Genomic DNA, 20,635 nt, shown 5'->3' on the forward strand with positions numbered 1-20,635 from the left:
GGCCAGCCGACATTACGGCCGCATCCATCCAGGAGACAAGAGACATGAGCAGCGCATCCAAGAACATTGAATCCGTCCTGGTCGAGAACCGCGTGTTCCCGCCCGACGCCCGCGCCACCCAGGGCGCACGCATTGCCAGCATGGCCGCCTACGACGCCCTGCGTAAGGAGGCCGAGCAAGACTTCGAAGGCTTCTGGACCCGCCTGGCCCAGGGCAACCTGCAATGGACCAAGCCCTTCACGAAGACGCTCGACGAGTCCAAGGCACCGTTCTACGAATGGTTCGGCGACGGCGAGCTCAACGCCAGCGCCAACTGCCTCGACAGGCACATCGGCACCCCGGTCGAGAACAAGACGGCCATCGTCTTCGAGGCCGACGACGGCACCGTCACCAACGTCACCTACAAGGAACTGCTCGCGCGCGTGAGCCAGTTCGCCAACGCGCTGAAGGCGTCGGGCATCCGCAAGGGCGACCGGGTCATCATCTACATGCCGATGACGGTCGAGGGCGTCATCGCCATGCAGGCCTGCGCGCGCATCGGCGCCACCCACAGCGTTGTGTTCGGCGGCTTCTCGGCCAAGGCGCTGCAGGAACGCATCATCGACGCGGGCGCTGTGGCCGTCATTACCGCCAACTACCAGCTGCGCGGCGGCAAGGAACTGCCGCTGAAGGCCATCGTGGACGACGGCATCGCGCTCGGCGGCTGCGAGTCGATCAAGACCGTGTTCGTGTACGAGCGCACGCCCACCGCGTGGACGCGCGTGGAAGGCCGCGACAAGACCTTCGACGAAGCGCTGAAGGGCCAGGGCACCGAGTGCGCGCCCGTGCCGGTGAACGCCGAGCATCCGCTGTTCATCCTCTACACCTCGGGCTCCACCGGCAAGCCCAAGGGCGTGCAGCACGCCACCGGCGGCTACCTGCTGTGGGCCAAGCTCACGATGGACTGGACCTTCGACATCCGCCCCGAAGACGTGTTCTGGTGCACCGCCGACATCGGCTGGATCACCGGCCACACCTACGTCGCCTACGGCCCGCTCGCGGCCGGCGCCACGCAGGTGGTGTTCGAGGGCATCCCGACCTTCCCGCACGCGGGCCGCTTCTGGCAGATGATCGAGAAGCACAAGGTCAGCGTGTTCTACACGGCGCCCACGGCGATCCGCTCGCTCATCAAGGCGGCCGAGGGCGACGAGAAGGTGCACCCGAAGAACTGGGACCTGACGAGCCTGCGCATCCTGGGTTCGGTCGGCGAGCCGATCAACCCCGAGGCGTGGATGTGGTACCACCGCAATATCGGCGGCGAGCGCTGCCCCATCGTCGACACCTTCTGGCAGACCGAAACCGGCGGCCACGTGATCACGCCGCTGCCGGGCGCCACGCCGCTGGTGCCGGGCTCGTGCACGCTGCCGCTGCCGGGCATCATGGCCGCCATCGTCGACGAGACGGGCAAGGACCTGCCCAACGGCGCGGGCGGCATGCTGGTCATCAAGCGGCCCTGGCCCTCGATGATCCGCACCATCTGGAACGACCCCGAGCGCTTCAAGAAGAGCTACTTCCCTGAAGAGATGGGCGGCACCATCTACCTGGCCGGCGACGGCGCGGTGCGCAGCGAGGACCGCGGCTACTTCCGCATCACCGGGCGCATCGACGACGTGCTGAACGTGTCGGGCCACCGCCTGGGCACGATGGAAATCGAGTCGGCCCTGGTGTCCAAGACCGACCTGGTGGCCGAAGCCGCCGTGGTGGGCCGGCCCGACGACGTGACGGGCGAGGCGGTGTGCGCCTTCGTCGTGCTCAAGCGCGGCCGCCCGACCGGCGAAGAGGCCAAGCAGATCGCCAACGAACTGCGCGCGTGGGTGGCGAAAGAAATCGGCCCCATCGCCAAGCCCAAGGACATCCGCTTCGGCGACAACCTGCCCAAGACGCGCAGCGGCAAGATCATGCGGCGCCTGCTGCGCAGCATCGCCAAGGGCGAGGCGATCACGCAGGACACGTCCACGCTGGAAAACCCCGCCATCCTCGACCAGCTGTCCGAACGACTGTAGGACGTGGCCGCCCGTTCGCCCCGGGCGGGCGAAGCGGCCCTTCGGCTGGGGTAAAACTGGTCGGCACGCCGTGCGCCCGGACGCTACCGGACGCGCGCGGCGCCTTGCCGATGTGTTCGATCCCTACGAAGGAGGCCCCCCATGGGCGTGAGATCCGCTTTTCTTTTTGTCATCGTGCTGCTCATCGCGGCGCTCGCCGCGCTGAACTGGGGCGCGCTGTCGGCGCCCTCGGAGGTGTGGCTGGGCTTCATGACCGTGACGGCGCCGCTGGGGCTGATCATGCTCGGCCTCACCGTGGTGCTGGCCGCGTTCTTCCTGGTGTACGTGCTGTACCTGCACAGCTCGGTGCTCATCGACACCAAGCGCCACACCAAGGAAATGCAGGTCCAGCGCGACCTTGCCGACAAGGCCGAGGCCTCTCGCTTCACCGAGCTGCGCAACTTTCTCGAGGCGCAGGAAAACAAGCACATGGGGCAGAACGCCGACCGCCAGACCGCGCTGCTGGCGCGCCTCGACCAGCTGGAGACCGCGGTGCGCCTGCGCTCCGACCAGACCGACAACACGGTGGCAGCGCACATCGGCCAGCTCGAGGACCGCATCGAGCGCCGGCCGTTGCCGGTGGACATCAACCCGCAAGCCTGAGCTCGGCGGGGCAGGGGCGAGGTGCCCCTCCGGCTCCCGCTACTTCGTCGACAGCACCCAGGCGGCGAGCTTCTTGGCGTCGGCTTCGCTGACCTGGTTGTTCGCCGGCATCGGCACTGGCCCCCACACGCCGGAGCCGCCCTTCATGATCTTGGTGGCGAGGGTGTCTACCGCGCCCTTGTCGTCCTTGTACTTGGCGGCCACGTCCTTGAACGACGGCCCCAGCACCTTGCGCTCGACCGCATGGCAGCTCATGCAGTTCTTTGACGTCGCCAGCGCCAGGTCGGCGAATGCGGGCGCGGCGAGCACCACCAGGCCAAGGCCCAGGGCTGCGGACAACAAGACTCTTTTCATGGGGAAATATTTGTTAAAGGCTGAGTTACATTCGTCTCAACGCGATTGTAGGTAGCGCCGCACATGGCGTCCGGATGCGTTGCCAATACAACCCGGAGGGATTCGCGATGTGGTTTCTGGCGTTGGGCCTGCTCAGTATCGGCCTCAAGTATTTCGAAGTGGGCATGGTCGCCGGCTGGAGCTGGTGGATCGTGCTGTCACCGTTCGCGATGGCGCTCGCCTGGTGGGCCTGGGCCGACTCGTCGGGCTACACCAAGCGCCGGATCATGGAGCGCGAAGAGCAGCGCAAGCAAGACCGCATCAACCGCCAGAAGACCAACATGGGCGTGAAGCCCAGCAACGGCCCGCGCCGCTGAGCGCAGGCGGGCACGGAGACGGAGCAGGGCGGGCGCGGAGCCGGAGCAGGGCGGGCGCAGGGGCGGGCGCGGGCGACCGCAAGGCCGCCCGGCCTTCACCTCATCAGAACTTGTCGAGCACCGCGCCCGAACTGGCGCTCGATGCGTTGAACGCGAACTTGGCCTGCACGCCGCGCGTGTAGCGCGGTGCCGGCGCCTTCCAGCCTTCGCGGCGCTTGGCGATCTCGGCTTCGGGCACGTTGAGTTCGAGCACCAGCTTGTGCGCGTCGATGGTGATCGAGTCGCCCTCGTTCACGAACGCGATGGTGCCGCCGGCCGCGGCTTCGGGCGCCACGTGGCCCACCACCATGCCCCAGGTGCCGCCGGAGAAGCGGCCATCGGTGATCAGGCCCACGCTCTCGCCCAGCCCCGCGCCGATGAGCGCACCCGTGGGCGCCAGCATTTCCGGCATGCCCGGGCCGCCCTTGGGGCCCAGGTAGCGCAGCACCATCACGTCGCCCGCGACGATCTTGCCGTCCAGGATGGCCTTGAGCGCCGACTGCTCGTCGTCGAACACGCGCGCCGGGCCGGTGATGACCGGGTTCTTCAGGCCGGTGATCTTGGCCACGGCGCCTTCGGGCGACAGGTTGCCCTTCAGGATGGCCAGGTGGCCTTCGTCGTACATGGGCTTGTCGATGGGGCGAATCACGTCCTGGTCGGCGCGCGGCACGTCCGGCACGTCCTTCAGCACTTCCTCGATGGTCTGGCCCGAGATGGTGATGCAGTCGCCGTGCAGCAGGCCGGCCTTCAGCAGCACCTTCATCACCTGCGGAATGCCGCCTGCCTGGTGCAGGTCGACCGCCAGGTACTTGCCCGAGGGCTTCAGGTCGCACAGCACCGGCACCTTCTTGCGCATGCGCTCGAAGTCGTCGATGGACCATTCGACCTCGGCCGCGTGCGCGATGGCCAGGAAGTGCAGCACCGCGTTGGTCGAACCGCCCGTGGCCATGATGACGGCCACGGCGTTCTCGATGGCCTTCTTGGTCACGATGTCGCGCGGCTTCAGGTCCTTCTTGATGGCCTCGATCAGCACCTTGGCCGATTCCTTGGCCGAGTTGGCCTTCTCGTCGTGCGGGTTGGCCATGGTGGAGGAGTAGGGCAGCGAGATGCCCAGCGCCTCGAACGCGCTGGACATGGTGTTGGCCGTGTACATGCCGCCGCACGAGCCGGTGCCGGGAATGGCGCGTTTCTCGATCTCGTGCAGGTCTTCGTCGCTCATGTTGCCGGCGGCGTTCTGGCCCACGGCCTCGAACACGCTCACGATGTTCAGGTCCTGCCCCTTGTAGCGGCCCGGCAGGATGGTGCCGCCGTACACGTAGATGGCGGGCACGTTGGCGCGCAGCATGCCCATCAGGCCGCCGGGCATGTTCTTGTCGCAGCCGCCGACCACCAGCACGCCGTCCATCCACTGGCCGCCCACGCAGGTCTCGATGCAGTCGGAGATCACTTCGCGGCTCACCAGCGAGTACTTCATGCCTTCGGTGCCCATGGCCATGCCGTCGGAGATGGTGGGGGTGCCGAACACCTGCGCGTTGCCGCCGGCTTCCTCGATGCCCGCGATGGCCGCGTCGGCCAGCTTCTGCAGGCCCGAGTTGCAGGGCGTGATGGTGCTGTGGCCGTTGGCGACGCCGACCATCGGCTTCTTGAAGTCGCTTTCCTCGTAGCCCATGGCGTAGAACATGGAGCGGTTGGGCGCGCGGCTCTTGCCTTCGACGATGTTGGCGCTGCGGCGGTTGATCTGGATCGGTTTGGTGTCCATGGTGTCTCTTCTGTCGTGGGGTGTGGGGATCGCGGCGCCCGCGGTGCGGCAGGTGCGCGACGGGCTCAAGTATCGGACTTCTGATTGATTGGTTCCAATCCGATTTGGGGTGTGCATTGATATGCTCGGCATATGAAAGAAAGCCTGATCGACCTGCGCGCCTGGCGCCAGTTCGTCGCCGTGGCCGAGGAACTGCACTTCGGCCGCGCCGCGCTGCGCCTGCACATGACCCAGCCGCCGGTCACGCAGGCCATTGCCCAGCTGGAGAAAACGCTGGGCGTGGTGCTGTTCGACCGCACCCGAAGGCGCGTGGCGCTCACCCCGGCCGGCGAGGCGCTGCTGCCCGACGTGCGCGAGCTGCTGGCGCGCGCGCAGGCGCTGCCGGCGCGCGCGCAGGCCGCGGCGGCGGGGCAGGTGGGGCGGGTGCGCATCGCCTTCGTGTCGACGGTCGGCTTCGAGCAGCTGCCGGCCTGGGTGCGCGAATTTCGCGTGCTGTGCCCCGAGGTGGCGCTCGAGCTGGTCGAGGCCACGGGCGACGTGCAGCTCGAAGCCTTCGCGCGTGGCGAGATCGACGCGGGCCTGATGCTGCATTCGCCCGGCGCCGCGCCGCCGGGGCTCGCGCGGCTGCCGGTGTCGCAGGAGCCGCTGGTGCTCGCGCTGCCCGAGCGGCACGCGCTGGCGACCACGAAAAAGCTGCTGCTGGCCGACGTGCTGAAAGAGCCGCTGGTGATGTTTCCGCGCCGCATCGTGCCCTCGCTGCACGACGCTGTCTTCGACCTGTACCACGCGGCCGGCCGCACGCCGCTGCTCGGGCAGGAGGCGATCCAGATGCAGACCATCGTCAACCTCGTCTCGGGCGGCATCGGCGTGGCCTGGGTGCCCGAGAGCGTCACGCAGTTCCGGCGCGCAGGCGTGGTGTACCGGCGTGCCGCCGAATTCGCGCCGGCCGCGCGCCACCGCAGCGCGCCGGTGCTGCCGGCCTGCGAGACCAGCCTGGTGTGGCCCGAAGATGCAGACAACCCGGCGCTCGCGCGCTTCGTGGCCTTCGTGCGCGAGCGCGGGCGGCAAGAGCCCAGGGCGCCGGCGCGCTGATCCGGCAAGATGCGCCCCAGGAGGGCAAACGACATGCACACGGTTCTGGTGATGGGCGGCGGCTTCGTGCTGCTGGCGGTTTTCCTGCTGGCCGCGCGCTTCGTGGGCGACGGCTCGGAGGTGGCGCTGGCCGCGGCGGCGAAGTGGTTCATTGCGGCGTGGTTCGTCGGCGCGGGCATCAACATGGCCGTGGGCGTGCTCACGGCGGGCTATTCGGTGGCCGAGGAGCTGCCGATCTTCCTGCTCATCTTCGCGGTGCCGGCCGTGGTGGCGGGGCTGCTGTGGTGGCGCTTCGGGCGCCAGGTTCGGCCATGAGTTCAGCCTGAATTCGGCCTGAATATCCCCGCGCCGGTCCCGACACGCGGCCGGGGCACAATCCGCGCATGCTCATGTATCCGCAGATCAACCCCATCGCCCTGCAACTCGGGCCGGTGGCCATTCACTGGTACGGCCTGACCTACCTGGCCGCCTTCGCGCTGTTCTATTTTCTCGGCACGCGCCGCTTGCGCCACGAGCCGTACCGCTCGCTGGTCGGCGCCGGCGCCTGGCAGCGCAAGGACATCGAGGACATTCTGTTTCTTGGCGTGATGGGCGTCATCGTCGGGGGGCGGCTGGGCTACTGCCTGTTCTACAAGCCCGAGTTCTACCTGACGCACCCGCTCGAAATTCTCTACGTGTGGCAGGGCGGCATGAGCTTTCATGGCGGGCTGCTCGGCGTGATCGGCGCGATGGTGTGGTTCTCGCATTCGCGTGCGCGCCCGTTCTGGCAGGTGATGGATTTCGTCGCCCCCTGCGTGCCGACCGGCCTGGCCGCGGGCCGCGTGGGCAACTTCATCAACGGCGAGCTCTGGGGCCGCTTCAGCAGCCCCGACCTGCCATGGGGCATGGTGTTTCCGCAGAGCGGTTCGATGCTGCCGCGCCACCCGTCGCAGGTGTACCAGTTCCTGCTCGAAGGGCTGCTGCTGTTCGCGGTGATGTGGCTCTACGCGCGCAAGGAGCGCAAGCAGGGGCAGGTGGCCGCGGTGTTTCTCATCGGGTACGGCGTGCTGCGCTTCGTGGCCGAGTACTTCCGCGAGCCCGATGACTTTCTCGGCCTGCGCGCGCTCAGCCTGAGCCAGGGCCAGTGGCTCAGCGTGCCGATGGTCGTCGCCGGCATCGCGCTGTGGTTCTGGTTCGGCCGCACGGCCACCAAGACGAGCACTGCGCGCGCCTGATTCGTTAGTTCGCAGGGTAAATCCCAGCCGCGCACCGGGTGCGCGGCCCTTGCGCCGCATGGGATGCGGGCTCAGAATTACGCGTAATTACAGGAAATTACGCGCTCCAATTCTGACGTTGCCCGTTCCGACGAGTCCTCACGAGTCCTCCCATGCGCCTGGTCCCCAACTCCCTGCACGACGAAGTCGCCGCCACGCTGCGCGAGCAGATCTTCGACGGCACCCTGGCGCCCGGCAGCTTCGTGGACGAGGCCGCCCTGTGCGAGCGCCTTTCCATCTCGCGCACGCCGCTGCGCGAAGCGCTTAAGGTGCTCACCGCCGAAGGCCTGCTGCGGCACGAGCCGCGGCGCGGCTGCTTCGTCAACGAGGTGACCGAGCGCGACCTCGACGAGATCTTTCCGGTCATCGCGCTGCTCGAAGGGCGCTGCGCCTACGAGGCCGCGCGCAACGCCAGCGACGCCGAGCTGCACGAGCTCGATGCGCTGCACGAACGGCTGGTGCGCCATGCCAAGGCGCGGCGCATCAACGACTACTACGCCACCAACCACATCATTCACGAGGCCATCATCCAGCTGGCCGACAACAAGTGGCTGGCCCAGGTGATCGGCGACCTGCGCAAGATATTGAAGCTCGCGCGGCTGCAGCAGCTGCATGCGCCGGGCCGGCTCGACCAGAGCCTGTCGGAGCACCTGGCCGTGTTCGCCGCGCTGAAGGCGCGCGACAGCGAGGGCGCCGACGCCGCCATGCGCACGCACATGACGCGCCAGCGCGAGGCGCTGCGCGAAGTGATGCGCCAGCAAAAATCCAGGGTGATGCCGTGAGCTCGCCCCTCTACATGAAGGTGTCCCGATGAGTGCGACCGAATGGTTCCAGGCGCGTCTGCGTTCCGGTGAAAAGTCGAAGGTGCCCGTGGCACCTGAAGGGGCGGCCAAGAGCGCTCCGAAGAATGCCCCCAAGCCCAGCGCGCGCTCGACCGCCGAGCGCCTGCTGGTCACCCTGCGCAAGGCCGACGAAGCGCTGTCGCCGCGCGCCCTGCGCCGCGTGCTGGCCGACCTGCAGGCCGTGATCGATCCGCGCGTGAGCGAGGTCGAGGGCGGCCGCCGGGCCCACGCCATCGCCGAGGCCTACCGCGCCGCCACCACCGAGGAGCGGCGCGACTACTGGGCGCTGATGAGCGAGCACTTTGCCGCCGACGCGCAAAAGCTCAAGACCGCGCGCGACCAGCACCAGTCGGCCGTCGGCACGCCCGACGAAGGCCAGGCCGAGCTGCGCCTGCGCCGCGCGCTGGTGTCGCCGCGCATGCGACTGCTGCAGCGCTTCGCGGTCGAACCCGAGGGCATGCGCTTTCTGGTCGACCTGCGCGCCGACCTGCTGCCGCACCTGAAGGCCGACAAGCGCCTGCTCTCGCTCGACGCCGAGCTGGAGCAGCTCTTTTCCACCTGGTTCGACGTGGCGTTCCTCGAGCTGCGCCGCATCGACTGGGACTCGCCCGCGTCGCTCATCGAGAAGCTCATTCGCTACGAGGCGGTGCACGACATCAAGAGCTGGTCCGACGTGAAGAACCGGCTCGACGACAGCGACCGCCGCTGCTACGGCTTCTTCCACCCGCGCCTGCCCAACGAGCCGCTCATCTTCGTGGAGGTGGCGCTGGTCGACCGCATCAGCGACGGCATCACGCCGCTGCTCGACGAGGCGGCCGTGCCGGTGCTGCCGGCCAAGGCCACCACCGCCATCTTCTATTCGATCAGCAACACGCAGAACGGCCTGCGCGGCGTGAGCTTCGGCGACTCGCTCATCAAGCGCGTGGTCGAGACCCTGCAAGATGAACTGCCGCGGCTGAAGACCTTTGCCACGCTGTCGCCGATTCCGGGCTTTCGCACCTGGCTCGCCAAGAACGCCGCCGAGCTGCTGCCGCGCCTGGACGAGAAGCGCGAGGCCGAAATCGGCCGCCTCGTCGGCTCGCTGCCGCCGACCGCCGAGCGCCTGCTCGCGGCGGTGGACGCAGCCACCAGCCTCGACGCCAGGTCGCCGCTGCGGCAATGGCTGCTGCAGGCCGCGGCCGAGTACCTGGGTCGCGCGCTGGTCGACGGCACGCCGGCCGACCCGGTCGCGCGCTTCCACCTGGGCAACGGCGCCCGCGTCGAGCGGCTGAACTGGGCCGGCGACCCGTCGCCCAAGGGGCACAAGCAGTCGTACGGGCTCATGGTCAATTACCTGTACGACCTCAAGCGCCTGGACAAACACCGCACCTGGCTGGCCGACGGCAAGGTCGCTGTATCGGGGGACATCGAAAGCCTGTACTTCAAGAAAGGCTGAGGGCGTTCGCCAGGCCGGCAGCCGTGCACTACAACAACCAGCACGCTGGCGGCCGCGTCAGAGAGAGCCGCACGGGGCGGCAAAATCCACAACGACAGGAGATGAGACAAATGAACCCAGGTTTTCAACGCCGCGACGTCCTGCGCGTGGCCGCCGCCGGTGCCGCTGTTCTGAGCGGCGCCGCGCGCGCCCAGCAAAGCTGGCCGACCAAGCCCGTGACCATGGTCGTGCCGTTCCCGGCCGGCGGCGGCACCGACGCGTTCGCGCGGCCGCTGTCGGGGCAGTTCTCGCGGCTGACCAACCAGTCGCTCATCATCGACAACCGAGGCGGCGCCGGCGGCACGCTGGGGGCCAGCGTGGCGGCCAAGGCGCCGGCCGACGGCTACTCGCTGTTCATGGGCGCGGTGCACCACGCCATCGCGCCGTCGGTGTACCCGCGGCTGGACTACGACATCGAGAAGGATTTCGTCCCGCTCATGCTGCTGGCGAACGTGCCGCAGGTGGTGGTGGTCAACCCGCGGCGCGTGCAGGCCACGAGCATCAAGGAGCTCATCGCACTAGCCAAGTCCAACCCCGGCAAGCTGAACTACGGCTCGGCCGGCGCGGGCACCTCGCACCACCTGGCGGGCGAACTCTTCAAGCTGCAGACCGGCACCTTCATCACCCACATTCCGTACCGCGGCGCGGGCCCGGCGCTGGCCGACCTGATTGCCGGCAACGTCGACCTGATGTTCGACGGCCTGGGCTCGTCGGCCCAGTACATCAAGAGCGGCCGCATCAAGGCGCTGATGGTCGCCGGCGCCAAGCGCAACCCCGCGTTCCCCGACGTGCCCTGCGCCGCCGAGGTCGGGCTGCCCGACTACACCGTGACCACCTGGTACGGCCTGTGGGCGCCCCGGCGCACGCCGGCCGAGGTGCAGCCGCAGATCATCGACGAGATGAAGAAGATCCTGGCCGCCGACGACATCAAGAACATCTGGGCGCAGAACGGCTCCGAGATCCCGACCCTGACCGGCCCCGCCTACGGCAGCTTCGTCAGCGCCGAGATCAAGCGCTGGGCCACGGTGGTGAAGGCCTCGGGCGCCAAGATCGAATGACGCTCGCGAGCCGCATCGACCTGCACCGCGAAGGCGCCATCGCGTTCGTCACGCTGGCCAACGCGGGGCGGCTGAACGCCATGACGCGTGCCATGTGGCGCGAGCTGCGCGCGGTGTTCGACGGTTTTCGCACCGACGACGCGGGCCTGCGTTGCGTTGTCGTGCGCGGGGAGGGCGGTGCCTTCTGCGCGGGCGGCGACATTTCCGAGTACCCGTCGTTCCGTTTCGAAGAGCCCAGCCTGCGCGAGTTCCACGAGAACGAGGTGTGGGCCGCGCTGCAGGCCATGCTCGACTGCCCGCTGCCGCTGGTCGCGCAGATCGAAGGCGCGTGCATGGGCGCGGGCGTCGAGATGGCGAGCTGCTGCGACATTCGCCTGGCCGGTGCCTCCGCCAGGTTCGGCGCGCCCATTGCCAGGCTGGGCTTTCCGATGGCACCGCGCGAGGCGGCGCTGGTGCATGGCGCCATCGGCGACGTGCTCGCGCGCGACATGCTGCTGGCCGCGGGCGTGCACGGCGCGCAGCGGCTTTACGACGCGGGCTTTCTGCTGAAGGTGCTGCCCGACGACGAGGTGCCCGCCGCCGCGCAGGCCCATGCCGAGCGCGTCGCGGTGCTGGCGCCGCAGACCGCGCGCCTGCACAAGAAGACCTTTGCCGCCCTTGCCGCTCTTTCTCCCCTTGCCGCGTTGAATGCCGGCAGCCCCGCGTCCCACGGCCTGCTGGCCACGGCCTACGACTACGCCGACTCCGCGGAGCACCGCGAGGGCATCGCCGCCTTCCTTGCCAAGCGCACCCCGAATTTCTGAAGTACCCGCTCAAAGAAGTGATGAAGAAGACCGCCAACGCCAACCTGTTCGCCGCCCTGCGCGCGGCTTTCCCCGCCGAGCTCGACAGCATTGCCGTCGAGACCGAGAGCGGCCTGTTCTATTCGTGGCGCGACATCGAGCGCGCCAGCGCCATGATCGCCAACCTGCTCGACGCGCTGAAGCTGGAGCCCGGCGCCCGCATCGCGGTGCAGGTCGAGAAATCGGTCGAGGCCATGCTGCTGTACCTGGCCACGCTGCGCGCGGGCTATGTGTTCCTGCCGCTGAACACGGCCTACCAGAGCGCCGAGATCGAGTACTTCATCGGCAACGCCGAGCCGGCCGTGGTCGTGTGCACCAGCCGCAATGCGTCGTGGGTCGCGCCGATTGCCACCGCGGCGGGCACGAAGCATGTCTTCACGCTGGACGACGACCGCACCGGCACGCTGCTCGAAGTGGCCGCGCTGTGCAGCGACCAGCACGTGCCCGCGCGGCGCAAGGCCAACGACATGGCCGCCATCCTGTACACCAGCGGCACCACCGGCCGCAGCAAGGGCGCGATGCTGTCGCACGGCAACCTGCTGTCGAACGCCGAGGTGCTGAAGGACTACTGGGGCTGGACCGAAGGCGACGTGCTGATCCACGCGCTGCCCATCTTCCATGTGCACGGCCTGTTCGTGGCGCTGCACGGCGCGCTGCTCAACGGCAGCAAGATGCTGTGGTTTTCCAAGTTCGACCCGAAGCGCATCGTGCAGAAGCTGCCCGAGGCCACCGTGTTCATGGGCGTGCCCACGCTGTACGTGCGGCTGCTGGCGGAACCCGGCCTCACGCGCAAGGCGGTGGCGAACATGCGCCTGTTCATCGCGGGCTCGGCGCCGCTGCTCATCGAGACCTTCGACGAGTGGCGCGAGCGCACGGGCCACACCATCCTGGAGCGCTACGGCATGAGCGAGACCGCCATGCTCACCTCCAACCCGTACAAGCCCGAGCAGGGAGAGCGTCGCGGCGGCACCGTCGGTTTCGCGCTGCCGGGCGTGCAACTGCGCGTGCGCGACGACAGCGGGCGCGACTGCACCACCGACGAGATCGGCAACATCGAGGTCAGCGGGCCCAACGTGTTCGCGGGCTACTGGCGCATGCCCGATAAGACGAAGGAGGAGTTCACCGCCGACGGCTTCTTCAAGACCGGCGACGTCGGCAAGATCGACGGCCTGGGCTACATCACCATCGTCGGGCGCAGCAAGGACCTGATCATCAGCGGCGGCTACAACGTGTACCCGGCCGAGATCGAGGGCTACATCAACGAGATGGCCGGCGTGGCCGAAAGCGCCGTGGTCGGCGTGCCGCACCCCGACTTCGGCGAGGTGGGCGTTGCCATCGTCATCGCGAAGGCGGGCGCGTCGCTGGACGCCGAGGCCATCGTGGCCGACCTGAAGTCGAAGCTCGCGAACTTCAAGATTCCCAAGCGCTGCTTCGTGGTGCCCGAGCTGCCGCGCAACACCATGGGCAAGGTGCAGAAGGCGCTGCTGCGGGCGGAGCACAAGGGGTTGTTCGGGGGCTGACGCCTGACGCCTGACGCCTGACGCTGCTGCGCTAGGCGGCGGGCGCCAGCCCGTTCATCAACCCGCTGCGCGCGTGGCAGTTGATGTACTCGTAGCTCTGCTCGTCCGCCTTCAGCACCGACACCTCGTGGTACACGCGCAGCTGCAGCTGGAAGTTCAGCGCCTGCACGTAGCGCATGAAGCTGCCGAAGATGGCGACGTGCGTGGGGTGCGACTCGGCCCAGCGCTCCATGTCGGCCAGCGAGCGCCAGTAGCTCAGGCCGAACGACTTCTGCAGCGGTGCGCCCTGCGCGTCCAGGTGGTGCATGTAGCGGTTGCTGTAGCAGCCGATGCCCAGCCCCTGGTCGCGCAGGAAGTCCATGCCCTCGCGCAGCACCGGCTCCATGTCGTCGAGGTACAGGGTGCGCTCCTGGCCGGTGGTTTCGGTCCATTCCTGGCCCGAGCGGATCATCGCGATGTTCTCGTGGCCGGCCACGCGCACGCGCTGGCCCGGTGCCGGCGTGCCCGCGATGACGGCGCGCGTGCCCGAGGGCGCCATCGCATCCGTCTGAGACAGCGCGATGCGGTCGCGCATCGACCCCCAGTAGCCGTGCTCCTGCAGCTCGCCGCTGAGCTCGCCCATCACAACGCCGACGCCCTCGAAGCGGTCGGGTGTGTTGAACATGGTCTCGAAGTGCTCGACGCGCGGCGACGCGATTTCGCGGAAGTAGCCGAGGCCCTCCGACAGCCGTTCTTCCGAGCGCCACCACGCGTCGACCTCGGGCGTGGCGCACCAGCGTGCGTACGCCGCGGCGTCGTGCCAGTAGGCGATGGCGACCATGTTGTCGAAGCCGTCGGCGTCGACGTAGTGCGCCAGGTCGTGGTGGCCCGGCCCGTCGGGCAGCGTGAAGTCGCGCGCGATCTTCATGAGCGCGGCGCAGGCGCGGCCCTGCAGCGCGGCGCCGCGCGACTGCACGCCGAAGTAGCCCATCACCACCTGCTTGACGGCGACGGGCGCGCGGGCCGACCACACGGGGTAGGGCGGGGTGTAGTCGTCTTCCACGCGGCGGTGGCGCGTGCGCGGGCACTTCAGGTGGTCGGCAATGGCGGATTCCATGGCGTGGCTCCTGGGGTCGGGCGTCAAGCCGCGACGGACGCTAACTCGGCCTCGGCCTGCGGCACGCTGGCCTTGGGCTCTGGCTGCGGCACGCTGGCCTCGGGCTCCGGCGTGAGCTGCACCACCACGGGCTCGCGGCGGGTCTTGTTGAGCAGCAGCTGCGTGACGTCGGGCCGCGCGTAGTGGCCGCTCGGGTCGGCGGCGGCCTTGGCGAGAGAGATCATGCCGAGGTCGATGTCGGCAACGACCAGGCCTTCGGCGTCGTCGGCCAGCGGCGTGCCCAGCGGCGAACCGTCGGGCGCGTAGATGCGCGCGTAGCCGCCGCCCGTGCCCAGCATCTGCTGCTTGCCCGCATCGGTGCACATCAGCTCGCTCATGGCCTTGGACACCGTGGCGCAGGGCGCGATCACGAAGCAACCGCCTTCCACGGCGTACACCTGGCTCGCCGCGTTGTTCACCTCGTGCCCCAGCGCGTAGGCCGCGCCGCGGTACAGCGAAAAGCTGGGCCACGCGCCGCAGTGGATCTGCTCATTCTGCGCGTACATGGCGTACTTGCTCAGCGGCTGCAGGTGCTCCCAGCAGCACAGCGAACCGATGTTGCCGATGGGCGTGGGCACCACGTGCAGGTCGGCGCCGTCGCCTTCGCCGAACACGGTGCGCTCCACGTGCGTGGGCTTGAGCTTGCGGCGCGTCTGCACGGTGTTGCCCTGGTCGTCGATGAGCGCCTGCGCGATGTAGAGGCTGCCCGCGGCCTTCTCGCTGTAGCCGAACGACAGCCAGATGCGGTGCTTGCGCGCCGCGGCCTTCAGCCGGTCGAACTCCGGCGAGCCGATGACCAGCGAGTTGTCGTGGTAGCGCTGCACGAACTGCATGCCCCAGGCCGGCGAGTCGAGCCAGATCCACCAGGGGTAGCCCGGCACCCACGTCTCGGGAAAGGCGATGAGCTGCACGCCTTGCGCGGCGGCCTGCGCCATCAGGTCGATGGTCTTGTCGATGGTGCCATCGAGGTCGAGGAACACGGGCGCGGCCTGCACGGCAGCGACGCGCAGCTTGGGGTGGACGGTGGTCGGCATGGTGGTTTCTCCAAACGCAAAAAGGGGCGATGAAAGTGCAATGAAAGCGAAAGCGACGTAACGGGTCACCCGCCGCACGCACCGGGTTTGCGCTGTGGCATGCGGGTTGCTTGAAGCGTAGATTCGCGCCGCCGGAACGCCTTGACCCGGCTTCGCGGCGTTCTTGCTCCAGCGTTGCATGCCTTGCTTCCGGGCTCTCACGGCCCGTCTCAGCCTTTCGAGGAATTCCGATGACCCAGTTGCTCAGCACCGACGCCGTCTCGCGCGACCAGCGGCTCGCCTACTGGACCGACATGATCTGCAACGTCTACGTGCAGCTCGAATGCGACGCGGTGCAGCAGGACGACACCGGCAACTTCGAGGGCAGCATCCGCCAGCACACGCTGCCCAGCCTCGACATGTCGGTGGTCACCTCAGGGCCGCAGCGGGTGATGCGCACGCCGGGGCACATCGCGCATTCGAGCGACGACTACTTCCTGGTCAGCATCCAGGCGCGCGGCCACGGCGTGGTGCGCCAGGACGGCCGCGACGCGGTGCTGTCGGCGGGCGACTTCGCGCTGTACGACAGCACGCGGCCGTACGAGCTGCTGTTCGAGGAGTCGTTCGAGCAGATCGTGCTCAAGCTGCCCGGCGAGCGCCTGCGCAGCGAGCTGCGCGACACCGAGGCGCTGACGGCCACCACCGTGTCGGGCCGCGAAGGCGCGGGGCACCTGCTGCTGGGCATGATCCGCACGCTGCGCGAGGACATCGACACGCTGCAGCCCGCCTCGGCGCTGGCCGTGGCGCACGGGGTGCAGAACATTTTGGTGGCGGGGCTGCAGACGCTGCCGGCGGCGCGCGCGCCGGCGCTGAGCAACCTCACGGCGTACCACCTGGCGCGCGTGAAGCGGCGCATCGACGAGCAGCTGGCCGACCCGATGCTGTCGGTGGGCACGCTGGCGGCGGAGCTGGGGGTGTCGGTGAGCCACATCCACCGTGTATTCAAGAGCGAGCCGCTCACGCCTTCGCAGTACATCTGGGAGCGCAGGCTCGAGGCATGCAGCCGCGACCTGCTGGAGCCGCGCCTCGCGGGGAGGCCGGTGGCCGAGATTGCCTATGGCCGCGGCTTCAACGACGCGGCGCATTTCAGCCGCGCGTTTCGCGAGCGCTTCGGCTGCTCGCCGCGCGATTGGCGGCAGCAGCGGGTGCAGTAGCTGATGCCGTGATTGGTGCCGAGACTGATGCAGCGCCCGGCGCGGCCTCAGCCGTGCAGCCCCTTCCAGAGCATGTAGGCCGCCAGCAGGTAAAGAATGCTGGCGAACACCCGCTTGAGCTTCTTCACCGGCAGGCTGTGCGCCGCCTTGGCGCCCAGCGGCGCGGTGAACACGCTGCACGCGGCAATCACCGCCAGCGCGGGCAGCCAGATGTAGCCGAACGAACCGGCCGGCAGCCCTTCGACCGAATGCCCCGCGATGACGTAGCCCAGCACGTTGGCCACCGCGATCGGAAAGCCCAGCGCCGCGCTGGTCGCGACCGCGTTGTGGATGGCCACGTTGCACCACGTCATGAACGGCACGCTGATGAAGCCGCCGCCCGCGCCCACCAGGCCCGAGATGAAGCCGATGGCGCCGCCCGCGCCCAGTTGGCCGGGCGTGCCCGGCATCTGCCGCGTAGGCTTGGGCTTCTTGTCGAGGAACATCTGCGTGGCCGAGAAGCCCACGAACAGCGCGAAGAAGATGGCCAGCGCCGTGCCCTTGAGCAGCGCGAACACGCCCAGGCTGCCCGCGAGGCTGCCGATGACGATGCCCGGCGCCAGCCGCTGCACGATGTCCCAGCGCACCGCGCCGCGCTTGTGGTGGGCGCGCACGCTGGACACCGAGGTGAAGATGATGGTGGCCATCGAGGTCGCGATGGCCATCTTCACCGCGAGGTCGGCCGGCACGCCGCGCTGGCCCATGATGATCGTGATGAACGGCACCATCAGCATGCCGCCGCCGATGCCCAGCAGGCCCGCGAGAAAACCGGTGCCCAGGCCGAGGGCGGCGAGTTCGGCGATGAGCAGGGGGTCGAGCAGGGCGGAGAGGTTCACGTCGGCGTCGCAAAAAACGGATGCTTGAAAAAGCAACGGCCCCGAGCAACTGGTGCTGGGGGCCGTGGCCGGAAAAGGTGTCTGCAGATGGTGTGCCGGACCCGCATCCTGAACCAGGGTTCAGGTGGGCGAGGGCAGCAAGACTTCGGGTTCATCTGACGCGAGATGATCACGCCCGTCTAGCGATGTACCAAGCCCGGCTCCGGAGAGCATTGGAACAAGGAAATATTAAGCCCGACACGTCTGCAGACAAGGCGGATTTTACGCCCCGTATGTGTCCGCCGCGCTCATTCAGAGCAAATGTCCATCGCCGGCCAGGGCCTGATCGAGTCTTTGAATGAGCTGGGCCGCCCTGGGGTCGGCTTCGGCGTTGGCTTGCGGGTCGGCGGCGGCCGTCACCGCGGGGGCCGGCGCTGCCGCGGCGGCCTGTGGGGAGGCCTGTTGCGTGGCCTGTTGCGCGGCCAGGTCGAAGGCCAGGTTCAACGAGGCCAGCACCGCGATGCGGTCGCGGGCCTTGACTTTTCCGGCGTCGCGGATCTTGCACATGGCCGCGTCCACGCGGTCGACGGCTTCGCGCAGCTGCGCCTCGCCGCCATCGGGACAGCCGAGCAAATAGCTCTGGCCCATGATCTGTACTTCAATCTGCTTCATGCGGGGGAATCTTCGGAAGGTGGTTCAGCCGGCAACCGTTCGAGCAGCGCATCGAGGCGCGTGCGGGCCGCGGCGAGCCGCGACTTCAGGGCGTCGCGTTCGCGTGTGAGCGCATCGACCTGTTCCTGCAACAGCGCATTGGTGCGCTGCACCTCTTCGTGACGCACAAGCAGGCGTTCGACGCGCTCGGCGATCTGGTCGATGGGGCTGGAGGCGGGCATGGTTGGCGATTGTAGTTTCCTGGGAAAGCGGTCCTGCCGAGGCTGGGCGCGGTGCCCGGCGTGCTCCGGATTCTGCGGCTTTGCGGCCCGCCGATCAAACCTTGCGCGGTGCTTTCGTGGTGTCTTCAGGCTTCGCTCAGCCGCACGTAGGTGGCCAGCAACGCGCTCTTGGCGACCACGCCCAGCAGCACCGGGTTGCCGGCGCTCTCGATGAGCGGCAGCCGCTCGCCCAGGTGGTCGAGAAAGCGCTGCAGCGCCTCGCCGAGCCCGGTGTCCGCGGTGATAGGCAGGATGGCTTGCGACAGCAGGGCGCCCGCGCTGGTCTCGGCGGGCGCGCTGCCCAGCGCCGCGAGCGGCACCACGCCGAGGTAGCGGTTGCCGGCATCGACCACGTACAGGTACTTCACCGGGTGCTGCAGGAAGAGCTTGCTCATCGCCTCGCGGTCGGCCTCGGGCCCGACCACCGTTTCGGCCGGTTGCGCCAGGTCGCGCATGTGCAGGCCGCGCAGGCGCAGTTGCGTGTCGCGCTGCTCGTTGCGCCGCAGCGTGATCTCGTACATCGACCCCGCGTCGGCCGAGCGCGCCACGAAGTACGCGATGACGCTGGCCGCCATCAGCGGCAGCATGACCTGGTAGCTCAGCGTCATCTCGAAGATCATCAATATCGCCATCAGAGGTGCCTGCGTGGCGCCCGCCAGGAACGCGCCCATGCCGACGATGGCGTAGGCGAACGGTGCCGACGTGGCGGCCGGCCACAGCGCCTGCACCCCCTGGCCGAAAAGCGCGCCCACCATGCAGCCGAAGAACAGCGCCGGCGTGAACACGCCGCCCACCGCGCCCGAACCGGCCGTGGCCAGCGTGGCGGCGAGCTTCGCGACCAGCACCAGCGCAATGAGCGTCCACGGCCACGGCGTGTGCAGCACGCCGTTGACGATGCTGTAGCCGTTGCCCCACACCTCGGGCATGGGCACGGAGATGGCGCCCATCAGCAGCCCGCCCAGCGCCAGCCGCCACGGCAGCGCCAGCGGCAGCCGCGAGAACAGCGCGCGGCTGCCCTGCAGCGCGCGCAGGAAGCCGATGGCCGCGAACCCGAGCAGCACCCCGAGCACGCAGAACAGCACGACCTCGGTGCCGTGCGTTTCAGGAAAGGCCGGCATTGCATACGGCGGCTGGTAGCCGGGCAGCGCGCGCATCGCGACGTTGGCGACCACCGAGGCGATGATGATCGGCCCCACGCTTTCCATCGCGATGGAGCCCAGCACGATTTCCGCGACGAAGAAGGCACCCGCGATGGGCGCGTTGTAGGCGGCGGTGAGCCCCGCCGCCGCGCCGCAGGCCACCAGCAGCCGCAGCCGCTCGGCAGGAAAGCGGAACACCCGCCCCAGCAGCGACGCGGCCAGCGCGGCGAGCTGCACCATCGAGCCTTCGCGCCCGATGGAGCCGCCCGTGCCGATGCTCACCAGCGACGAGGCGCTGCGCACCAGCGTCTGCGCCACCGGAATGCGCCCGTCGCCGAGCACGATGGCTTCCATGTAGTCGGAGGTGGCGCTGCGCACCGCCACGCGCCGTGCCGCCACCAGCAGCAGGCCCGCCACCAGCCCGCCGAGCGTGGGGCAGGCCACGCGCGCCCACCACGGCAGGTGCCTGGCCATGGCCACCAGCCCTTCGCCGGGGCCGAGCAGCAAGTGCTCGAAGTGGTAGAGCGCCGCGCGAAAGAGCTCGGTGGCCAGCGTGCCGAGCAGCCCCGCCACGATCGACCACAGCAGCATCGATTGCCAGCCGGAAACACCAAAGAGGCGCTGCAACGCCGAACGAAGATTCAGGAACACCGAGGCAGGCCGCATCATGGCGGCCGATGTTAGCGGCGGGGCGCAACTTTCGACTTAAAGACGAGTCCGCAGGGCCTAAAATGCCGCCCGTTGGTGCTCGCGGCGTGGTTCGCACGGCGCAGTTCAACGGGAAGCAGGAGTCAAAGCCCGCCCGACCTTCGCGTTCACGCAGGTCGGAACATGGCCGAAGCCACCTGCGCTGCCCCCGCAACGGTCAAGCAGACGGCGCCGCAAGGCGCCACCCCCTTCCATCCAAGCCACTGGGCGCCCTGAAACAGGTGCCTGGGAAGGCGGCGAGGGGTGCTCTGCCAGCCCGGATACCGGCCAACAAGGCGGCCGCCGCATGCGCAACACGCATGAGGCGACCATGGTGCCCATGGCGCTGGCGGGAGGCCGGCGAGGGGTATAGACGTTCGTTCGGTCC

Annotated in this window: 20 protein-coding genes and 1 riboswitch; of the genes, 12 read left to right on the forward strand and 8 right to left on the reverse strand. The window is 68.7% G+C overall.

All coding sequences use genetic code 11. From position 1 onward, the window contains the following. Positions 1–44: 44 nt before the first annotated feature. On the forward strand, positions 45–2,042 hold the full coding sequence (gene acs, locus AB6807_RS03790) for an acetate--CoA ligase (protein WP_371083555.1): 1,998 nt from the start codon (positions 45–47) through the stop codon (positions 2,040–2,042). A gap of 141 nt (positions 2,043–2,183) precedes the next feature. Further along, positions 2,184–2,684: a LapA family protein gene (locus tag AB6807_RS03795; protein ID WP_371083556.1), complete on the forward strand. Its 501-nt coding sequence runs from the start codon at positions 2,184–2,186 to the stop codon at positions 2,682–2,684. 39 nt (positions 2,685–2,723) lie between these two features. Here AB6807_RS03795 and AB6807_RS03800 read toward each other — a convergent pair whose 3' ends face one another. Continuing rightward, positions 2,724–3,038, reverse strand: coding sequence for a c-type cytochrome (locus AB6807_RS03800; protein ID WP_116908844.1), 315 nt, complete (start codon positions 3,036–3,038; stop codon positions 2,724–2,726). Between the two features lie 107 nt (positions 3,039–3,145). Here AB6807_RS03800 and AB6807_RS03805 point away from each other — a divergent pair, with 107 nt between their 5' ends. Further along, positions 3,146–3,394 (forward strand): TIGR04438 family Trp-rich protein, encoded by a 249-nt coding sequence (locus AB6807_RS03805; protein ID WP_116908845.1) that lies wholly within the window; start codon positions 3,146–3,148, stop codon positions 3,392–3,394. 103 nt (positions 3,395–3,497) lie between these two features. Here the strand turns inward: AB6807_RS03805 and ilvD are convergent, their stop codons facing one another. Next, positions 3,498–5,192, reverse strand: coding sequence for a dihydroxy-acid dehydratase (ilvD, locus tag AB6807_RS03810; protein ID WP_116908846.1), 1,695 nt, complete (start codon positions 5,190–5,192; stop codon positions 3,498–3,500). A 132-nt stretch (positions 5,193–5,324) separates the two neighbouring features. On the opposite strand from ilvD, the gene AB6807_RS03815 reads away from it, so the two are divergent. The 8 genes from AB6807_RS03815 (at position 5,325) to AB6807_RS03850 (ending at position 13,273) form a co-directional block, all read left to right on the forward strand. Beyond that, entirely contained in the window at positions 5,325–6,284 is a 960-nt protein-coding gene (locus AB6807_RS03815; RefSeq protein WP_371083557.1) for a LysR family transcriptional regulator, read from the forward strand. Positions 6,285–6,317: 33 nt separating this feature from the next. Then, the gene (locus tag AB6807_RS03820; protein WP_371083558.1) at positions 6,318–6,599 is read left to right on the forward strand and encodes a hypothetical protein; all 282 of its coding nucleotides are present in this window, start codon (positions 6,318–6,320) and stop codon (positions 6,597–6,599) included. Between the two features lie 68 nt (positions 6,600–6,667). After that, positions 6,668–7,498, forward strand: coding sequence for a prolipoprotein diacylglyceryl transferase (lgt, locus tag AB6807_RS03825; RefSeq protein WP_116908849.1), 831 nt, complete (start codon positions 6,668–6,670; stop codon positions 7,496–7,498). A 152-nt stretch (positions 7,499–7,650) separates the two neighbouring features. Then, positions 7,651–8,319: a GntR family transcriptional regulator gene (locus tag AB6807_RS03830; RefSeq protein ID WP_108135279.1), complete on the forward strand. Its 669-nt coding sequence runs from the start codon at positions 7,651–7,653 to the stop codon at positions 8,317–8,319. A 28-nt stretch (positions 8,320–8,347) separates the two neighbouring features. Continuing rightward, a complete protein-coding gene (locus AB6807_RS03835; RefSeq protein WP_371083559.1) occupies positions 8,348–9,814 on the forward strand; it encodes a malonyl-CoA decarboxylase in 1,467 nt (488 codons plus the stop codon). Positions 9,815–9,924: 110 nt separating this feature from the next. Beyond that, complete coding sequence (locus tag AB6807_RS03840; protein ID WP_116908851.1) at positions 9,925–10,911, forward strand: tripartite tricarboxylate transporter substrate binding protein; 987 nt, start codon at positions 9,925–9,927, stop codon at positions 10,909–10,911. Next, positions 10,908–11,714, forward strand: a complete 807-nt coding sequence (locus AB6807_RS03845; protein ID WP_371083560.1) for an enoyl-CoA hydratase/isomerase family protein — start codon at positions 10,908–10,910, stop codon at positions 11,712–11,714. The genes AB6807_RS03840 and AB6807_RS03845 overlap by 4 nt, the downstream gene beginning before the upstream one ends. A 20-nt stretch (positions 11,715–11,734) precedes the next feature. Beyond that, positions 11,735–13,273, forward strand: coding sequence for a malonyl-CoA synthase (locus AB6807_RS03850; RefSeq protein ID WP_371083561.1), 1,539 nt, complete (start codon positions 11,735–11,737; stop codon positions 13,271–13,273). A 31-nt stretch (positions 13,274–13,304) separates the two neighbouring features. Here the strand turns inward: AB6807_RS03850 and AB6807_RS03855 are convergent, their stop codons facing one another. Next, entirely contained in the window at positions 13,305–14,369 is a 1,065-nt protein-coding gene (locus AB6807_RS03855; protein WP_371083562.1) for a phenylacetaldoxime dehydratase family protein, read from the reverse strand. Between the two features lie 23 nt (positions 14,370–14,392). Beyond that, positions 14,393–15,442 carry a carbon-nitrogen hydrolase family protein gene (locus AB6807_RS03860; protein ID WP_371083563.1) on the reverse strand — a complete coding sequence of 350 codons (1,050 nt, stop codon included), beginning with the start codon at positions 15,440–15,442 and terminating at the stop codon, positions 14,393–14,395. Between the two features lie 230 nt (positions 15,443–15,672). On the opposite strand from AB6807_RS03860, the gene AB6807_RS03865 reads away from it, so the two are divergent. Continuing rightward, the gene (locus AB6807_RS03865; protein WP_371083564.1) at positions 15,673–16,635 is read left to right on the forward strand and encodes a helix-turn-helix domain-containing protein; all 963 of its coding nucleotides are present in this window, start codon (positions 15,673–15,675) and stop codon (positions 16,633–16,635) included. Positions 16,636–16,682: 47 nt separating this feature from the next. On the opposite strand, the gene AB6807_RS03870 is transcribed toward AB6807_RS03865, so the two are convergent. The 4 genes from AB6807_RS03870 to AB6807_RS03885 all read right to left on the reverse strand — a co-directional run bounded on the left by AB6807_RS03870 (position 16,683) and on the right by AB6807_RS03885 (position 20,229). Then, positions 16,683–17,510 (reverse strand): sulfite exporter TauE/SafE family protein, encoded by an 828-nt coding sequence (locus AB6807_RS03870; RefSeq protein ID WP_371083565.1) that lies wholly within the window; start codon positions 17,508–17,510, stop codon positions 16,683–16,685. Positions 17,511–17,801: 291 nt separating this feature from the next. Further along, positions 17,802–18,161, reverse strand: coding sequence for a cell division protein ZapA (locus tag AB6807_RS03875; RefSeq protein ID WP_371083566.1), 360 nt, complete (start codon positions 18,159–18,161; stop codon positions 17,802–17,804). Further along, positions 18,158–18,382 (reverse strand): DUF904 domain-containing protein, encoded by a 225-nt coding sequence (locus AB6807_RS03880; RefSeq protein WP_116908859.1) that lies wholly within the window; start codon positions 18,380–18,382, stop codon positions 18,158–18,160. The genes AB6807_RS03875 and AB6807_RS03880 overlap by 4 nt, the downstream gene beginning before the upstream one ends. A gap of 125 nt (positions 18,383–18,507) precedes the next feature. After that, the gene (locus AB6807_RS03885; RefSeq protein ID WP_371083567.1) at positions 18,508–20,229 is read right to left on the reverse strand and encodes a ClcB-like voltage-gated chloride channel protein; all 1,722 of its coding nucleotides are present in this window, start codon (positions 20,227–20,229) and stop codon (positions 18,508–18,510) included. Between the two features lie 56 nt (positions 20,230–20,285). Beyond that, positions 20,286–20,555: riboswitch (cobalamin riboswitch) on the forward strand. The last annotated feature ends 80 nt before the right edge of the window (positions 20,556–20,635 follow it).

This window comes from Variovorax sp. RCC_210, from assembly GCF_041355175.1.
Classification (GTDB): domain Bacteria; phylum Pseudomonadota; class Gammaproteobacteria; order Burkholderiales; family Burkholderiaceae_C; genus Variovorax.

Coding starts and splice junctions, on each gene's coding strand:
- acs (WP_371083555.1), top strand. CDS start 45: ATGAGCAGCGCATCCAAGAACATTGAATCCGTCCTGGTCGAGAACCGC.
- AB6807_RS03795 (WP_371083556.1), top strand. CDS start 2,184: ATGGGCGTGAGATCCGCTTTTCTTTTTGTCATCGTGCTGCTCATCGCG.
- AB6807_RS03800 (WP_116908844.1), bottom strand. CDS start 3,038: ATGAAAAGAGTCTTGTTGTCCGCAGCCCTGGGCCTTGGCCTGGTGGTG.
- AB6807_RS03805 (WP_116908845.1), top strand. CDS start 3,146: ATGTGGTTTCTGGCGTTGGGCCTGCTCAGTATCGGCCTCAAGTATTTC.
- ilvD (WP_116908846.1), bottom strand. CDS start 5,192: ATGGACACCAAACCGATCCAGATCAACCGCCGCAGCGCCAACATCGTC.
- AB6807_RS03815 (WP_371083557.1), top strand. CDS start 5,325: ATGAAAGAAAGCCTGATCGACCTGCGCGCCTGGCGCCAGTTCGTCGCC.
- AB6807_RS03820 (WP_371083558.1), top strand. CDS start 6,318: ATGCACACGGTTCTGGTGATGGGCGGCGGCTTCGTGCTGCTGGCGGTT.
- lgt (WP_116908849.1), top strand. CDS start 6,668: ATGCTCATGTATCCGCAGATCAACCCCATCGCCCTGCAACTCGGGCCG.
- AB6807_RS03830 (WP_108135279.1), top strand. CDS start 7,651: ATGCGCCTGGTCCCCAACTCCCTGCACGACGAAGTCGCCGCCACGCTG.
- AB6807_RS03835 (WP_371083559.1), top strand. CDS start 8,348: ATGAGTGCGACCGAATGGTTCCAGGCGCGTCTGCGTTCCGGTGAAAAG.
- AB6807_RS03840 (WP_116908851.1), top strand. CDS start 9,925: ATGAACCCAGGTTTTCAACGCCGCGACGTCCTGCGCGTGGCCGCCGCC.
- AB6807_RS03845 (WP_371083560.1), top strand. CDS start 10,908: ATGACGCTCGCGAGCCGCATCGACCTGCACCGCGAAGGCGCCATCGCG.
- AB6807_RS03850 (WP_371083561.1), top strand. CDS start 11,735: ATGAAGAAGACCGCCAACGCCAACCTGTTCGCCGCCCTGCGCGCGGCT.
- AB6807_RS03855 (WP_371083562.1), bottom strand. CDS start 14,369: ATGGAATCCGCCATTGCCGACCACCTGAAGTGCCCGCGCACGCGCCAC.
- AB6807_RS03860 (WP_371083563.1), bottom strand. CDS start 15,442: ATGCCGACCACCGTCCACCCCAAGCTGCGCGTCGCTGCCGTGCAGGCC.
- AB6807_RS03865 (WP_371083564.1), top strand. CDS start 15,673: ATGACCCAGTTGCTCAGCACCGACGCCGTCTCGCGCGACCAGCGGCTC.
- AB6807_RS03875 (WP_371083566.1), bottom strand. CDS start 18,161: ATGAAGCAGATTGAAGTACAGATCATGGGCCAGAGCTATTTGCTCGGC.
- AB6807_RS03880 (WP_116908859.1), bottom strand. CDS start 18,382: ATGCCCGCCTCCAGCCCCATCGACCAGATCGCCGAGCGCGTCGAACGC.
- AB6807_RS03885 (WP_371083567.1), bottom strand. CDS start 20,229: ATGATGCGGCCTGCCTCGGTGTTCCTGAATCTTCGTTCGGCGTTGCAG.